The organism is Agrobacterium sp. ST15.13.013 (assembly GCF_027956525.1).
GTDB classification, from domain to species: domain Bacteria; phylum Pseudomonadota; class Alphaproteobacteria; order Rhizobiales; family Rhizobiaceae; genus Agrobacterium; species Agrobacterium salinitolerans.
On record NZ_JAQKGP010000013.1, the window covers coordinates 69,845 to 85,270 of the forward strand.

Consider the following 15,426-nt stretch of genomic DNA (forward strand, 5'->3'; position numbering starts at 1 on the left):
CGCAAGCGCTTCAATAAAACGCCAACATAGGATGAACCCATGACCTTTCGTAACGGCCTCGATTCACTTCTCCGCCCTGAAGATTCCGTCCTCGTTCTGATCGATCATCAGCCCTATCAGCTCGCAAATCTCAACAGCCACGATCCGCAGGCTGTGGTCAACCTCACGACCGCACTGGCGAAGCTGGCAAAAGCCTTCAATGTTCCGACGGTTCTCACCAGCGTAATCGCGGCGCGCGGCGGACTGCTCTTCAAGCAGATTACCGACGTGTTTCCGGACCAGGAAGTCATCGATCGCACCTGGGTGAACACCTGGCAGGATGAGAATGTGGTGAACGTCGTCAAGGCGACCGGCCGCAAGCAACTGATCATTGCGGGTCTATGGACCGAGGTCTGCGTTGCAATGCCCGTCATCCAAGCAGCCGGCGAAGGCTGGGACGTAACCGTGATCACCGATGCGTCTGGCGGGATTTCCAAGGAGTCTCACGAGGTCGCCATTCAGCGCATGATCGCAGCCGGCGCGAACCCGATGACGGTAATGGCGCTCGCCGGCGAATGGCAGCGCGATTGGGCGCGCACCGAGCATGTCGAGGAACTGACCGAAATTCTCATCCAGCACTTCGGCGGCAGCGGCATCGCCTATCTCTGGGAACAGCAGCTTCTCAACACGCCGGCGCCGGCCATAAAGGGCGGCCAATAGAGCCGGAGAGGGATGGTGCGGGCGTCTATTGGCTCCCGCATTCCGTCGCCTCAAGCTTATTCTCTGACCCTGCAAACGAAGTCGGCGCAGCCCCATGGTAAAGGGAGGCCCCCGGCTTTGATCGCTTGCCTATGGGCGCGCGCATAGGCAAGCGAGTTGACGGCGCTCGGTCTGGCGGAACTGTGCGGCGTCGATGTTGCGGCCCTGCGAGGCGATGCCGAGATATTCGCGCCCGACGGATCGGTCGATGCCGAAGACCATGCCCGCTTCGTACGCGCCATAGACACTGCGCGGAGCTGGCAACGATCCAAAACCTGCGCAAGTGCGGCTCTGTCGGTTGTGCCGACGGCGGGCATCTGATGTCTCCAATTTAAACAACAGGCGACAAAGGCGCCAGAATTTGATAAATTACAAAACAGCCGGTTGCGGTTTTACGCCTCGATAGAAGTCACCGAGCGTTCCTGTACCGCCAGCCGGATCATGGCGCAGGAGGAGAAGTGCTATGACGGCATTCCATGTCATGTCCGGTGCAAGTGGTGAATTTGCCCGCCCGGAAGTCCGCAAGATTGGCATCCCGGATATCGTGGATGCGTTGAAGCTGGGACTTGAGGACTTTAAAGAAAAGCCGTCCCACTATGTTTTTCTCTGTCTTATGTATCCGATCGCCGGTGTTTTTCTGGTGATGTGGAGTTCCGGCGCCAATTTGCTGCCGGTTATTTATCCGCTGATGTCGGGTTTTGCACTGATTGGTCCGATCGCGGCCATCGGGCTTTATGAAATCAGTCGGCGGCGCGAAAAGGGGCTGGATAGCTCCTGGCGGCATGCACTGGAGGTTCGTCACTCTCCGGCCCTGCCGTCTATCATCGCGGTCGCCGTCATGCTGTTGGTGCTTTTCGTCGTCTGGCTGATTGTTGCGCAGAGCATCTACACTGCGACTTTCGATGCGACCGGTCCGGTTTCGCTCTCTACCTTTCTGTCGGACGTATTGACGACCTCGCAAGGTCTCTCCCTCATCATCTGGGGGAATCTCGCGGGTTTCGTTTTCGCGGTCGTCGTGCTGGCGACAACGGTGGTGGCGTTTCCGCTGCTGCTCGACCGGGATGTCGGCGCAGTCGCGGCGGTGGATGCGAGCATCCGCGCCACGCTTGCCAACCCGGTTCCCGTGGCGCTTTGGGGATTGATCGTCGCGGCCTTGCTCGTTGTCGGCACGATCCCGGTTTTTATCGGCCTCGCGGTCGTCATGCCCATCCTCGGCCACTCGACCTGGCACCTCTATCGGAAACTGATCGTGTCCGATTATCCGAGCCGTACGCCTTGAATTGATAGAGGAAATATATCCGTAGATCATCCTTCCTGCCGTTGCGGCCCCGCTGAGGGGAGCCGCGGCGGTTGGAATGGCCACGCAGAGTGCGGGGACGCCATGTGGTATCGTTTTCTTCAGATCCGTCTGCTTTTCGCGATTGCCTTCCCGATTGAAGCAGGCGCACAGGAAGGAGCCGCTACCATAATTGCTCGCCCGACTCATTTATGAGATAATGCTAATATATTTTGCGATGGGTTTTGGAAGCAGTCGTGGCCGGGTCACGGGAGGAGACGATGGCTGTCGTTGTGGTTCTCGTTCTGCTGGTAGTGGGATCGATCGTGTTCCACCTGCTGAGCCCGTGGTGGTGGACGCCGATAGCGTCGAACTGGAGCTATATCGACAATACGATCATCATCACTTTCTGGATCACCGGCTTCGTTTTCTCCGCCATCGTGCTGTTCGTCGCCTATTGCGTGTTCCGCTTCAGGCACCGCGCCGGAAATCGGGCGGCATATGAGCCTGAAAACAAGCGCCTGGAATGGTGGCTGGCGGGCGGGACCGGGGTTGGGGTGGCGGCGATGCTTTTGCCGGGCCTCTTCGTATGGAACCAGTTCGTAACCGTCCCTGACGGTGCGAGCGAGGTGGAGGTCGTCGGTCAGCAATGGCAATGGAGTTTCCGGCTGCCGGGAGCGGACGGACGGCTCGGGCGGGCGGATACGCGCGCTATTGGACCCAACAATCCGCTCGGCCTGAACAGGAACGATCCCGCCGGAATGGACGATGTCATCGTTGAAGGCGGCGAGTTGCATCTGCCCGCCGGCAGGCCGGTGAAAATGCTGCTGCGCGCGGTCGATGTCGTGCATGATTTTTACGTGCCGGAGTTCCGGGCAAAGATGGACATGATCCCCGGTTCGGTCACCTATTACTGGTTCACGCCGACCCGGACGGGGACATTCGAGGTTCTCTGCGCGGAACTGTGCGGTGTGGGCCATCCGCAGATGCGCGGCACCGTCGTCGTTGATACCGACACCGATTATCAAGCCTGGCTGGAGCAGCAGCCGACTTTCTCGAAATTGCTGGCCTCGGCGGAAACGTCGGCGGCCAGATGAGCGTCGTGCATATTGAGAGGGGAAGACCGCATCGGGGGAACAGGGAGGATGGAACATGGTCGAGATTGGATCTGGCGCCGGGCAGGTCATTCAGCCCGCTGAAGTCGAGGACGTCGAGCTTTATCACCCGAAAAGCTGGTGGACGAAATATGTTTTCAGCCAGGACGCCAAGATCATCGCCATTCAATATTTCCTGACAGCCATCGCAATCGGCATGCTGGCGCTGGTGCTTTCCTGGCTGATGCGCCTGCAGCTCGGTTTTCCCGGCTATTTCTCCTTCATCGACGCGGAACATTATTATCAGTTCATCACCATGCATGGCATGATCATGGTGATTTACCTGCTCACCGCGCTGTTTCTTGGCGGTTTCGGCAACTATCTGATCCCGCTGATGCTCGGCGCGCGCGACATGGTGTTTCCCTATGCCAATATGCTGAGCTACTGGCTCTACCTCTCCGCCGTCCTTGTGCTGGTGGCCGGTTTCTTCGCACCCGGCGGGCCGACGGGCGCCGGCTGGACGCTCTATCCGCCGCAGGCGCTTCTTTCTGGAACGCCGGGCGGGCGCGACTGGGGCATCATCCTGATGCTGTCATCGCTGATCCTGTTCATCATCGGCTTTACTTTGGGCGGGCTGAATTACGTCGTCACCGTGTTGCAGGGACGCACGCGGGGCATGACGCTGATGCGCATGCCATTGACGATATGGGGCATATTCACGGCGACCGCCATGGCGCTGCTCGCTTTCCCGGCGCTCTTCGTCGCCGCCGTCATGATGCTGTTCGACCGGCTGCTCGGCACGAGCTTCTTCATGCCGGCCATCGTGGAGATGGGCGAACAATTGAAGCAGGAGGGCGGCAGTCCCATCCTGTTCCAGCACCTGTTCTGGTTCTTCGGCCATCCGGAAGTCTATATCGTCGCACTTCCCGCCTTCGGCATCGTCTCGGATCTGATCAGCACCCATGCGCGCAAGAATATCTTCGGCTACCGCATGATGGTCTGGGCGATCGTCATCATCGCGGCGCTGAGCTTCGTCGTCTGGGCGCATCATATGTATGTCAGCGGCATGAACCCGAATTTCGGGTTCTTTTTTGCAACCACGACGCTGATCATCGCGGTGCCGACGGCGATCAAGGTCTATAATTGGGTGCTGACGCTCTGGCGCGGCGATATTCATCTCACCCTGCCGATGCTATTTGCGCTCGCCTTCATCGTCACCTTCATCAATGGCGGATTGACCGGCCTATTCCTTGGCAATGTCGTCGTCGATGTGCCGCTTTCGGATACGATGTTCGTGGTCGCCCATTTCCATATGGTGATGGGGGTCGCGCCGATCATGGTGATCTTCGGTGCGATTCACCACTGGTATCCGAAAGTCACGGGCCGGATGCTGAACGAGGCGATGGGGCACGTCCATTTCTGGATCACCTTCCTTGGTGCCTATGCCATCTTCTTCCCGATGCATTATCTCGGGCTGATGGGCGTGCCGCGCCGCTATTACGAGCTGGGCGAAACCGCCTTCATTCCAGATTCGGCGCACACGTTGAACATATGCATCACCGTGGCCGCGCTCATTGTCGGTGCGGCGCAATTGCTGTTCGTGTTCAATCTCGAGTGGAGCCTGCGGTGGGGCAAGAAGGCCGTCGGCAATCCGTGGCGGGCCACGACACTGGAATGGCAGACGCCGCAGACGCCGCCGGTTCATGGCAACTGGGGCAAGGAACTGCCGGTCGTTTATCGCTGGCCGTATGATTACAGCGTGCCTGGCGCGGCTGAGGACTTCCTGCCGCAAAACCAGCCGGCTTCGGCGGGGTCGTCCGAGAGGGCCTTGTCATGAGCGCCATCCTTGTCTTCATGGCCGGTATCGCCGGCATCATCGGCTGGTGGATGGCGCGGCAGCGGCTGGCCTCGAAGCCCTGGTTGGAAGTTGGTCTGGCAGGCGATGCGCCGGAGATGCAGGGATCGTCGGTGACAATTGCGAAGCTCGGACTTGGGATATTTCTGGCGGTGGTCGGTGCATTGTTCACCTTGCTCATCAGCGCCTATCTCGGCCGCATGGGCGGCGCCGACTGGTGGGGTATTCCGCTCCCCGGACTGTTATGGGTGAACACCGCGGCGCTCGCCGCCAGCAGTCTGGCGCTGCAATGGGCGAAAACCGAAACCCGTCCGGATCATCGCGACAGGCTGAATGCGGCTCTTGTGACAGCCTTTGCGACGGCTGTTTTCTTTGTGGCCGGTCAATTCCTGGCGTGGAGGCAACTTATCTCCGCAGGCTATGTTCTGGCGGATAACCCATCGAACAGCTTCTTCTACATGATTACCGGCCTGCATGGCCTGCATATATTGGGCGGGCTCCTCGTACTTGGGCGCACCGCAATCCGTGCCCGGAGAGAGCCCTTGTCGGCAAGAATGCGCCTGAGTGTGGAGCTGTGCGCGATCTACTGGCATTTCATGCTGGTCGTCTGGCTCATCCTTTTTGCGCTTTTCGCCGGCTGGGCGAATAGTTTTGCCGATCTCTGCCGTCAATTGGTCACCTGAGGAGTGTCGATCATGGCCGCATCCAGGGAGGAAAGACCGATTAGTGATCCGCATCTGCGGCCGGCTGGACTGCGCGGCGTCGCCGCCGATCTGTCATCGGACCAGCGGGCGTTCAAGAACGTCTCCTGGGGCAAGGCAATGATGTGGATATTCATTCTGAGCGATATCTTCATTTTCGGCTGTTTCCTGCTGGCCTATATGGCGGCGCGCATGTCGGCCACCGCGGCCTGGCCCAATCCGAGCGAGGTTTTCGCGCTCACGATTGCCGGCAGGCACATTCCGCTGATCCTGATTGCCATCATGACCTTTGTTCTTATCAGCAGCAGCGGCACGATGGCCATGGCCGTCAACTTCGCATATCGCCGCGACCGTCGCAAAACCGCCGCGCTGATGGTGGCGACGGCAGCGCTTGGCGCGACATTCGTGGGAATGCAGGCATTCGAATGGAGCAAGCTGATCGCTGAGGGTGTTCGTCCCTGGGGAAACCCGTGGGGTGCAGCGCAGTTCGGTTCGGTTTTCTTCATGATCACGGGCTTTCATGGCACCCATGTTTCCATCGGCGTCCTGTTTCTTCTCATCGTCGCGCGCAAGGTGTGGCGGGGAGATTTCGATGAGGAAAGGCGGGGGTTCTTCACCAGCCGCAAGGGGCAATACGAGATCGTCGAGATAACGGGGCTTTATTGGCACTTCGTGGATCTGGTGTGGGTCTTTATCTTCGCATTCTTTTATCTGTGGTGAGTGAGGATGGCATCATGGCGCAGCAACAGTCACAACAGGGACAGCAGCATCCGATAAGACTTTACATGGTGGTCTGGGGGCTGCTTTTCGTTCTCAGCGCCTTCTCCTATATGATCGATTATCTCGGTATCCAGAGCTATCCGAGATGGTCTCTCATCATCCTGTTCATGATCCTGAAGGCGGGGTTGATCATGGCGATTTTCATGCACATGGCCTGGGAACGGCTGGTCCTGATCTACGCAATCCTGTTACCGCCGGTTCTCGTGCTCGTCTTTGCAGCCCTGATGGCCTCGGAATCCAGCTATACGGCTCTTACCCGGCTGACCTTCATGGGGGCGGGTTCCTAGAACCGACGCAAGATTTTCAGGATTGTGGAAGCAGCACGCCGACGGCGAATTCCTCGTCGGTCGCGACGTGGCCGACCTGAGTCTTGCGGTATTCGCTGGGGGTGAAACCGCGCTCGGCTCTGAGCGTGCGGGAAAGGTGCGGCGCATCGCAAAAACCGGTGGCGAGCGCAATCTGGGTGATGCTGTCACGCGTCGTGCGCAGGAGCGACAAAGCGCGATCAAGCCGCAGTTCGAGATAGACCTTTGAAGGCGTTGCGCCCAGGTCGGTGAGGAAACGCCGTTCGAGGCTGCGGCGGCCAAGGCCGAGATCACTCGCCAGTTCCTGCACGGTTCTCGGAACCTCGATATTCTGCTGCATCCGCAGGATCGCTTTTTTGATGAGGGGATCGTTGGCCTTGCGCGCGCTCTGCTGGCCGGGTTGAGGTTTTTCGCCGCTCAGCGCACTGTCGATCATCATGATGTTGAGGCTCTTGATGGCGGCGGACTGGCCGACATGGCGCTCGACAAGGAACGCCGCCAGATGCGCTGCTCCATGGCCGCCGGAACAGGTCAGCCGGTCGCGGTCGATGACGAAGATCTGGTCGGAAATCATCTGGACGGTATCGAAACGGTCGAGAAAGTCCTGGCGGTGGAACCAGCTCACGCAGCAGCGATAGCCATCGAGCAGGCCGGCCTCATGCAGGATGAAAACGCCGGTGCAGAGCCCGACGATGGGAACGCCGGCCGCTGCCCGCTCTTTCAGGAAGCGCAGCGCTTCATGCGGCAGGGCGCTGTGATCGCTGATCAAACCGCCGACAACGACGATATAGTCGTAATGCGCAGCGTCCATCAGCCGCGTGTCCGGCTGCACCTTCACGCCGCAGCTCGACTGCACGCTGCTCAAACTTGCCGAGAGCACCGACCATTCGCACAGGATAGGCCGTGAACGGTCCGCCTCATCGGCCGCAAGGCGCAGCACATCGACGAAATTCGCGAAGGCCGACAGCGTGAAGCGGTCGGCAAGCAGGAAGGCGACGCTGAGGCGTTTTCTGGCGCGGTGTGAGGTCATGACGCAAATATTCATGCAAACAGACGCGATTGTCCAGCCGGGGCGCGGCAAATGCTCCTAGCTTTTGCGACACGAGATTTTCCAACCATCGGGTCCCGCTCATGACGCGTTTTAATGCCTTCAATCTTTTGCGGAATGCTCTGACCGGCCACAAGGACTGGGACGAGCAATGGCCCGACAGTCAGCCGAAAGCCGAATATGACGTGGTCATCGTCGGTGCCGGCGGCCATGGTCTGGGCGCTGCCTATTATCTGGCCAGCCAGCACGGCATCACCAATGTCGCCGTCATCGACAAGGGCTGGCTCGGCGGCGGCAATACCGGCCGCAACACCACGATCATCCGCTCGAACTATCTCTATGACGAGAGCGCCCGTCTTTACGATCACGCCGTCGATCTGTGGGAGAACCTGAGCCAGGAATTGAACTACAACGTCATGTATTCAAGGCGCGGCGTGTTGATGCTGGCGCATAATGTGCACGATGTGCAGAGCTTCAAGCGCCACATCCATTCCAACCGTTTGAACGGCGTCGACAATCGCTGGCTCAGCCCGGAAGAGTGCAAGGATTATTGCCCGCCGCTCAGCATTGCGCCGAATGCGCGTTACCCCGTCATGGGCGGCGCGCTTCAGGAACGGGCCGGCACGGCGCGACACGATGCGGTCGCCTGGGGTTATGCGCGCGGCGCCGCAGCCCGTGGTGTCGATATCATCCAGAACTGTCCGGTCACCGCCATTCGCCGTAACGCCGATGGCTCCGTCGCGGGCGTCGAGACGGCGAGGGGCTTCATCAAGGCGAAGAAGGTTGCGGTCTCGGCCGCCGGTCACACCTCGGTCGTCATGGACACGGCCGGCGTGCGTCTGCCGCTTGAAAGCTATCCATTGCAGGCGCTGGTGTCGGAGCCGATCAAGCCGATTTTCCCCTGCGTGGTCATGTCGAACGCCGTCCACGCCTATATCAGCCAGTCCGACAAGGGCGAGCTGGTCATCGGCTCGGGCACGGACCAGTATACCTCCTATTCGCAGCGCGGCGGCCTGCCGCTGATCGAACATACGATCGCGGCCATCGTCGAAATCTTCCCGATCTTCAACCGCATGCGGATGCTGCGCAAATGGGGCGGCATTGTCGATGTGACGCCGGATCGCTCGGCCATTCTCGGCAAGACGCCGGTCGACGGGCTCTACGTCAATTGCGGCTGGGGAACCGGTGGCTTCAAAGCAACGCCGGGCGCCGCCCACACGTTCGCCTGGACCATCGCCAAAAACGAACCGCACCCGATCAACGCGCCGTTCACGCTGGAACGCTTCCGCTCCGGCCGCCTGATCGACGAGGCCGCCGCCGCCGCCGTGGCGCATTAATTTCCACGCATTTTCCGGACGTAAAACCGCTTCGCACTTTTACTGGAAATGCTCCGAGGATTTGAACCATGCTTTTGATCCGCTGTCCCTATTGCAACGAAACGCTGCCCGAAGCCGAATTCACCTATGCCGGCCAGGCCCATATCGTCCGCCCGGCCGACCCGTCGTCGCAAAGCGATGAACAATGGGAGGAATTCCTGTTCATCCGCGAAAACGTCAAAGGTCCGCATTTCGAGCGCTGGCGGCACCTGCACGGCTGCGGTCGCTTCTTCAACGCCGTGCGCGACACGGTGAGCGACCGGTTTCTCACGACCTATCGCGCGGGTGAGCCGCGCCCTGAACTGTCTACGCTGACACGCGCACCAGCAAGCTCAGAGGTGTCGAAATGAACTCCTATCGCGTTTCCGGCCGTGGCCGGGTGGATGCTGCCCGTTCCGTGAGCTTCACCTTCGACGGCAAGACCTATCGCGGCGTCAAGGGCGACACCGTCGCTTCCGCGCTTCTCGCCAATGGCGTGCATCTGATGGGCCGCTCGTTCAAATACCACCGCCCGCGCGGCCCGGTGGCGGCGGGTTCCGAGGAACCCAATGCGCTGATCGGCACCCGCCGTAGCGCCGGTCGGTTCGAGCCGAATACCCGCGCCACGGTGCAGGAGATCTGGAACGGGCTCGAAACCACCTCGCAGAACAAATTTCCGAGCCTGAAATTCGATATCGGCGCGGTCAATGACATGGCCTATATGCTGTTTTCGGCGGGCTTCTACTACAAGACCTTCATGTGGCCGAAGAGCTTCTGGGACAAGGTCTATGAGCCCTTCATCCGTGCAGCGGCCGGTCTCGGCGTTTCGCCGACGGAAGAAGATCCCGATACCTACGCCTCGCGCAACCTGCATTGCGATGTGTTGATTGTCGGCGCCGGTCCTGCCGGTCTTGCAGCGGCGCGTGCGGCGGCGGTCGATGGTCTCAAGGTCGTGCTGGTCGATGAAAATGCCGAAGCCGGCGGCACGCTTTTGTCCGAACCCCAGGCGAAGATCGACGGCAAGCCAGCGTGGACCTGGCTTGCGGATGAATTGACGGCCCTGAAGGATCGGGGCGTCAAGGTCATGACGCGCACGACGGCGATTGCCTATTACCACCAGAACATGATCGGCCTTTGCGAAAAGCTGACCGACCATCTCGAAACCGTGCCGAAGGATACGCCGCGCGAGCGCCTGTGGCGCGTTCGGGCGCGTCAGGTGGTGCTGGCGCAGGGCGCGCTGGAAAAGCCGCTGGTTTTCCACGGCAACGACCGGCCGGGCGTGATGCTGGCGGGTGCTGCCCAGACCTATCTCAACCGCTATGGCGTCAAGGTCGGCAACCGGCCGGTGGTCGTGACGAGCCATGACAGCGCCTGGTATGCGGCTTTCGATCTTCACGGCGCCGGCGCGCGCGTCCAGGCGATTGTCGATACCCGCGCCAAGGTGCGCGAGGAGCTGGTGAACGAGGCGCGTGCGCTCGGCATTCCCGTCAAGCTGTCGCATACGGTCACGGCGACGTCGGGGCGGCTGCGCGTCAAGTCGGTCCGCGTCAATCCGGTGAACGGTTCCACGGTTCGTGCGGGACAGGAGATCGCCTGCGACGCGGTGCTGATGTCGGGCGGCTGGACGCCGTCGCTGCATCTCTTCTCTCACACGCAGGGCAAGCTTGCCTGGGATGACGAGCGGACGACCTTCGTGCCCGCCATGACGAACGAGGACTGCGTGATCGCCGGCGCCGGGCGCGGCCTGTGGGGCATCGAGGCCGCGCTGAAGGACGGCGCAGAAAGGGGCCGCGACGTCGTCGCAGCGCTTGGCAAGACCGCTAACGTTTCCAGCCATGCGGTGGATCATGATCGTACCGGCAGCGGCGTTTCCCACACCGAACTGCCGAGCGACCGCGACGCCGGCAAGGCCAAGGCCTTCGTCGATTACCAGAATGACGTGACGGCCAAGGATTTGCGGCTTGCCGTGCGCGAGGGCATGCGCTCCATCGAGCATGTCAAGCGCTACACCACCAATGGCATGGCCACCGATCAGGGCAAGATGTCCAACATCAACGGCCTGAACATCGCGGCGGAAGCACTCGGCAAACCGCAGCCGCAGGTGGGACTGACCACCTTCCGCCCACCCTATACGCCGACGACCTTCGGGGCCTTTGCGGGTTATCACCGCGGCGCGCATTTCGAAGTGACGCGCAAGACGCAGATCGACGGCTGGGCTGAGGAGCATGGCGCGGTCTATGAACCGGTCGGGCAATGGCGTCGTGCCTGGTATTTCCCGAAGCCGGGTGAAGACATGGACGCGGCCGTCGGCCGCGAATGCCGGGCGGTGCGCCAGAGTGTGGGCATTTTCGACGCCTCGACGCTCGGCAAGATCGAAGTGGTCGGTCCTGACGCGGTCGAGTTCATGAACCGCATGTATACCAATCCCTGGACGAAGCTTGCCGCCGGCCGCTGCCGTTATGGCCTGCTGCTCGGCGATGACGGCTTTATCCGTGATGACGGCGTCATCGGCCGCATGACCGAGGACCGTTTCCACGTCACGACCACCACGGGCGGTGCCGCCCGGGTGCTGAACATGATGGAGGACTACCTCCAGACCGAATGGCCCGATCTTAATGTCTGGCTGACTTCGACCACCGAACAATGGTCCACCATTGCGCTGAACGGTCCGAACGCGGCCAAGCTGCTTGCGCCGCTGGTGGAAGGTGTCGAACTGACGGAAGACGCTTTCCCGCATATGTCCTGCGTGGAATGCACCGTGGCCGGCATGCCGGCGCGGCTGTTCCGCGTCAGCTTCACCGGCGAGATCGGCTTTGAGGTCAACGTGCCGGCGCCGCTTGGCCGCAAGCTGTGGGAAATCCTGTGGGAGGCCGGTCGGCAATATGGCATCACGCCTTATGGCACCGAGACCATGCATGTGCTGCGCGCTGAAAAGGGTTACATCATCGTCGGCCAGGACACCGACGGCACGGTGACGCCCTATGACGCCGCGATGGGATGGGCGGTCGGCAAATCAAAGCCCGATTTCGTCGGCAAGCGCGGCCTTGCCCGCCCCGATCTCGTCGCCAAGGACCGCCGCCACCTCGTCGGCCTTCTCACCGAAGACCGCTCCAAGCTGGAAGAGGGCGCGCAGATCGTCTTCGATGCGAAACAGCCGATACCGATGAAAATGGTGGGTCACGTCACCTCCTCCTATCACTCGGATGCGGTTGGCCAGCCGATTGCGCTGGCGCTGGTTGAGGGCGGCCATGATCGGATGGGTGAGACCGTCTACATTCCGATGCTGGACCGCACCATTGCCGCAAAAATCACCGGGATGGTCTTCGTCGATCCCGAAAATACCCGCCTGAAGATTTGACCTGGAGATGACAATGAATATGCGCGTTTCCTCCCCTGTTCCCGGCACGCTGGCCGAGAGCAAAGCTGCCCGGGTCAGCGTTCTGGCCGCGCAGGCGCGGCTGTCGCTGCGCGCGCGCGGCGATCTCGCCCCGCTCAACGCCGCCCTTGGCCTGACCTTGCCCGACCGGATCGGCCTCCGCGCCGCTTCGGGCGACATTGAGGTCCTGCGCCTTGGCCCCGACGAATGGACCGTGCTTGCACCTGTCAGTGCGGTTGACGGGCTGATTGCCGCCTGCGCAGGCGTTTACGCCAGCCATCCGCATAGTCTCGTCGATATTTCCGGACGGGAAGTGACGCTGCTGATCGAAGGTGCGCAGGCCGCCGAGTTGCTGACGCTGGGCTGCGCCCGCGACATCGACACCATTGCGGTGGGCGAGGGACGCCGGACGATTTTTGACGGCGTCAGCGTGGTGCTCTGGCGCGATGCGGAAAACCGTTTCCGTATGGATATCTGGAACAGTTTCGTATCGCATCTTGGCCATCTGCTTGAAACAGGCTGCAAGGAACTTGCGGCGGACATCGCCTGATCTGGAGGAGAAAAAATGCTCAACCGACTGTCACATAATACCGTTTCGGACACGGTGATCGCCGACGCCATCGCCGAGGAACTCGATCGCCAGAAGACGCAGATCGAGCTGATCGCTTCGGAAAACATCGTCTCCGCCGATGTTCTGGCGGCGCAAGGCTCGGTGTTGACCAACAAATACGCCGAGGGTTACCCCGGCAAGCGTTATTACGGCGGCTGCGAATTCGTCGACAAGGTCGAACAGGTCGCCATCGACCGGTTGAAGCAACTCTTCGGCGCGGAATTCGCCAATGTGCAGCCGCATTCCGGCGCGCAGGCCAATCAGGCGGTGTTCCTGGCTCTGCTGCAGCCGGGCGACCGGATCATGGGCATGTCGCTCGCTCATGGCGGTCACCTGACGCACGGTTCGCCGGTGACGATGTCTGGAAAGTGGTTCGACGTTGTTTCTTACGAGGTCGATGCTGATACACATTTGATCGATATGGAGAAGGTGCGGGCAAAGGCGCTGGAGACCAAGCCGAAGCTGATCGTGGCGGGCGCATCGGCCTATCCGCGCCAGATCGATTTTGCCGGCTTCCGCAACATAGCCGACGAAGTCGGCGCCTACCTTATGGTCGATATGGCCCATTATGCCGGTCTGATCGCCGGCGGCAAATATCCGAACCCCGTGCCGCACGCCCATGTCGTCACCTCCACCACCCACAAGACGTTGCGCGGCCCACGCGGCGGCGTGATCCTCACCAACGATGCCGATCTCGCCAAGAAGCTGAATTCGGCGGTCTTCCCCGGCAATCAGGGTGGCCCGCTGATGCATGTCATCGCCGCCAAGGCTGTGGCTTTCGGCGAGGCACTGCGCCCGGAATTTTCCGATTACGCCGGCCAGGTCATCGCCAACGCACAGGCGCTGGCGAAGGTACTGACCGATGGTGGGCTGGGGATCGTCTCTGGCGGAACCGACAGCCATATGGTGCTGGTCGATCTGCGCCCGAAGGGCGTCACCGGAAAGGCTGCCGAAATCGCGCTGGAGCGGGCGGGTCTCACCTGCAACAAGAACGCCATTCCCAACGATCCGGAGAAGCCCTTTGTCACCTCCGGTATCCGGCTCGGCAGCTCCGCCGGCACCACACGCGGCTTTGGTGTCGCCGAATTCGAACAGATCGGTGCTCTGATCCTGCGTGTCATCGATGCCCTGTCCAAAAATGCCGAGGGTGACGCCGCAATCGAGGCCGAGGTGCGGGCAGAGGTTACTGCACTTTGCGAGGCCTTTCCGATCTACGGTTCGTAAGCCGCCTCGCCGGGCTTCGGCAAGTCTCAATCGCCGTCCTGACCATGGCCGGCGGTTCATCGGCAATCGGCGGGAAAGCGCAGGCGATCCGTCCGTGCGGCAAAGACCCAGGGAGCAGAATTTGACAACCTATATCATGACAGTCTCGTGCCCGGCGCGCCGTGGCATCGTCGCCGCCGTATCCGGTTACCTCGCCCGGTCCGGCTGCAACATCAATGACAGTTCGCAATTCACCGACCAGGAGACGGACCGCTTCTTCATGCGGTTGAGTTTCGTTTCCGAACAGGGATCGGGACGCGATGGGCTGCTCGACGGCTTCGGTCCCATCGCGGCCGATTTCGATATGGATTATGACATTCACGACCTCTCGCGAAAGACGAAAGTCGTGATCATGGTCTCGCGTTTCGGCCATTGCCTCAACGATCTGCTCTATCGCTCCCGCATCGGTGCGCTGCCGGTCGAGATCGTCGCGGTGATTTCCAATCATCTGGATTACCAGAAGCAGGTGGTGAACGAGGATATTCCCTTTCACCACATTCGTGTCACGCCGGAAACGAAGCCCGAGGCGGAAGCCGCGATCTTGCAGGTGGTGCGGGATACCGGAGCGGAGCTTGTGGTGCTGGCGCGTTACATGCAGGTCCTGTCGGACCGGCTGTGTCAGGAAATGTCAGGTCGTATCATCAATATCCACCATTCCTTCCTGCCGTCTTTCAAGGGTGCCAACCCTTACAAGCAGGCCTATGAGCGCGGCGTGAGGCTGATTGGCGCGACCGCCCACTACGTCACCGCCGATCTCGATGAAGGGCCGATCATCGAGCAGGATACGATCCGCGTGACCCATGCCCAGAGCGCGATGGATTATGTCAGTCTTGGCCGGGATGTAGAAAGCCAGGTTCTTGCGCGGGCCATCCACGCCCATATTCATCACCGGGTCTTTCTGAACGGAAACCGAACTGTCGTCTTTCCCGCGTCCCCCGGAGAACATGTGTCCGAGCGCATGGGCTGAGCGCAGAGCCCCAGCCCATGCAATTGAGGTTTATCCCGAGCGGCTTCTCGCCCGGGAT

The 15,426-nt window shown here is 60.8% G+C and carries 14 protein-coding genes and 1 pseudogene; 14 read left to right on the forward strand and 1 reads right to left on the reverse strand.

Annotated elements, in window-relative coordinates; translation table 11 throughout:
- Nucleotides 1–39: 39 nt before the first annotated feature.
- From PL597_RS14740 to PL597_RS14775, 8 genes and pseudogenes are all read left to right on the forward strand, one after another.
- The gene (locus PL597_RS14740) at nt 40–699 is read left to right on the forward strand and encodes a hydrolase (RefSeq protein WP_137411847.1); all 660 of its coding nucleotides are present in this window, start codon (nt 40–42) and stop codon (nt 697–699) included.
- Nucleotides 700–852: 153 nt separating this feature from the next.
- Nucleotides 853–1,059, forward strand: a pseudogene (locus PL597_RS14745) (glycerol kinase); the annotation flags it as partial.
- Between the two features lie 142 nt (nt 1,060–1,201).
- Nucleotides 1,202–2,017, forward strand: coding sequence for a DUF2189 domain-containing protein (locus tag PL597_RS14750; RefSeq protein WP_077983152.1), 816 nt, complete (start codon nt 1,202–1,204; stop codon nt 2,015–2,017).
- Between the two features lie 278 nt (nt 2,018–2,295).
- Nucleotides 2,296–3,111 (forward strand): cytochrome c oxidase subunit II, encoded by an 816-nt coding sequence (locus PL597_RS14755; protein WP_137411848.1) that lies wholly within the window; start codon nt 2,296–2,298, stop codon nt 3,109–3,111.
- A 55-nt stretch (nt 3,112–3,166) separates the two neighbouring features.
- Nucleotides 3,167–4,945, forward strand: coding sequence for a cytochrome c oxidase subunit I (locus PL597_RS14760; RefSeq protein WP_271365561.1), 1,779 nt, complete (start codon nt 3,167–3,169; stop codon nt 4,943–4,945).
- The gene (locus PL597_RS14765; RefSeq protein ID WP_271365562.1) at nt 4,942–5,646 is read left to right on the forward strand and encodes a cytochrome c oxidase subunit 3; all 705 of its coding nucleotides are present in this window, start codon (nt 4,942–4,944) and stop codon (nt 5,644–5,646) included. Before PL597_RS14760 ends, PL597_RS14765 begins: the two co-directional genes overlap by 4 nt.
- A 12-nt stretch (nt 5,647–5,658) precedes the next feature.
- Entirely contained in the window at nt 5,659–6,384 is a 726-nt protein-coding gene (locus tag PL597_RS14770; RefSeq protein ID WP_191217423.1) for a heme-copper oxidase subunit III family protein, read from the forward strand.
- Between the two features lie 14 nt (nt 6,385–6,398).
- Nucleotides 6,399–6,731 (forward strand): cytochrome C oxidase subunit IV family protein, encoded by a 333-nt coding sequence (locus PL597_RS14775; protein WP_077983198.1) that lies wholly within the window; start codon nt 6,399–6,401, stop codon nt 6,729–6,731.
- Between the two features lie 16 nt (nt 6,732–6,747).
- Here PL597_RS14775 and PL597_RS14780 read toward each other — a convergent pair whose 3' ends face one another.
- A complete protein-coding gene (locus PL597_RS14780) occupies nt 6,748–7,794 on the reverse strand; it encodes a GlxA family transcriptional regulator (protein ID WP_165691217.1) in 1,047 nt (348 codons plus the stop codon).
- 86 nt (nt 7,795–7,880) lie between these two features.
- Here PL597_RS14780 and PL597_RS14785 point away from each other — a divergent pair, with 86 nt between their 5' ends.
- The 6 genes from PL597_RS14785 to purU all read left to right on the forward strand — a co-directional run bounded on the left by PL597_RS14785 (nt 7,881) and on the right by purU (nt 15,368).
- Nucleotides 7,881–9,134, forward strand: a complete 1,254-nt coding sequence (locus tag PL597_RS14785) for a sarcosine oxidase subunit beta family protein (RefSeq protein ID WP_149148341.1) — start codon at nt 7,881–7,883, stop codon at nt 9,132–9,134.
- A 68-nt stretch (nt 9,135–9,202) separates the two neighbouring features.
- Nucleotides 9,203–9,523, forward strand: coding sequence for a sarcosine oxidase subunit delta (locus tag PL597_RS14790; RefSeq protein ID WP_149148340.1), 321 nt, complete (start codon nt 9,203–9,205; stop codon nt 9,521–9,523).
- Nucleotides 9,520–12,510, forward strand: a complete 2,991-nt coding sequence (locus PL597_RS14795; protein ID WP_149148339.1) for a sarcosine oxidase subunit alpha — start codon at nt 9,520–9,522, stop codon at nt 12,508–12,510. The genes PL597_RS14790 and PL597_RS14795 overlap by 4 nt, the downstream gene beginning before the upstream one ends.
- A 13-nt stretch (nt 12,511–12,523) precedes the next feature.
- A complete protein-coding gene (locus tag PL597_RS14800) occupies nt 12,524–13,078 on the forward strand; it encodes a sarcosine oxidase subunit gamma (RefSeq protein WP_173991459.1) in 555 nt (184 codons plus the stop codon).
- 15 nt (nt 13,079–13,093) lie between these two features.
- Nucleotides 13,094–14,362 (forward strand): serine hydroxymethyltransferase, encoded by a 1,269-nt coding sequence (gene glyA / locus PL597_RS14805; RefSeq protein ID WP_137411856.1) that lies wholly within the window; start codon nt 13,094–13,096, stop codon nt 14,360–14,362.
- Between the two features lie 121 nt (nt 14,363–14,483).
- Nucleotides 14,484–15,368: a formyltetrahydrofolate deformylase gene (purU, locus tag PL597_RS14810; protein WP_137411857.1), complete on the forward strand. Its 885-nt coding sequence runs from the start codon at nt 14,484–14,486 to the stop codon at nt 15,366–15,368.
- Nucleotides 15,369–15,426 lie beyond the last annotated feature (58 nt).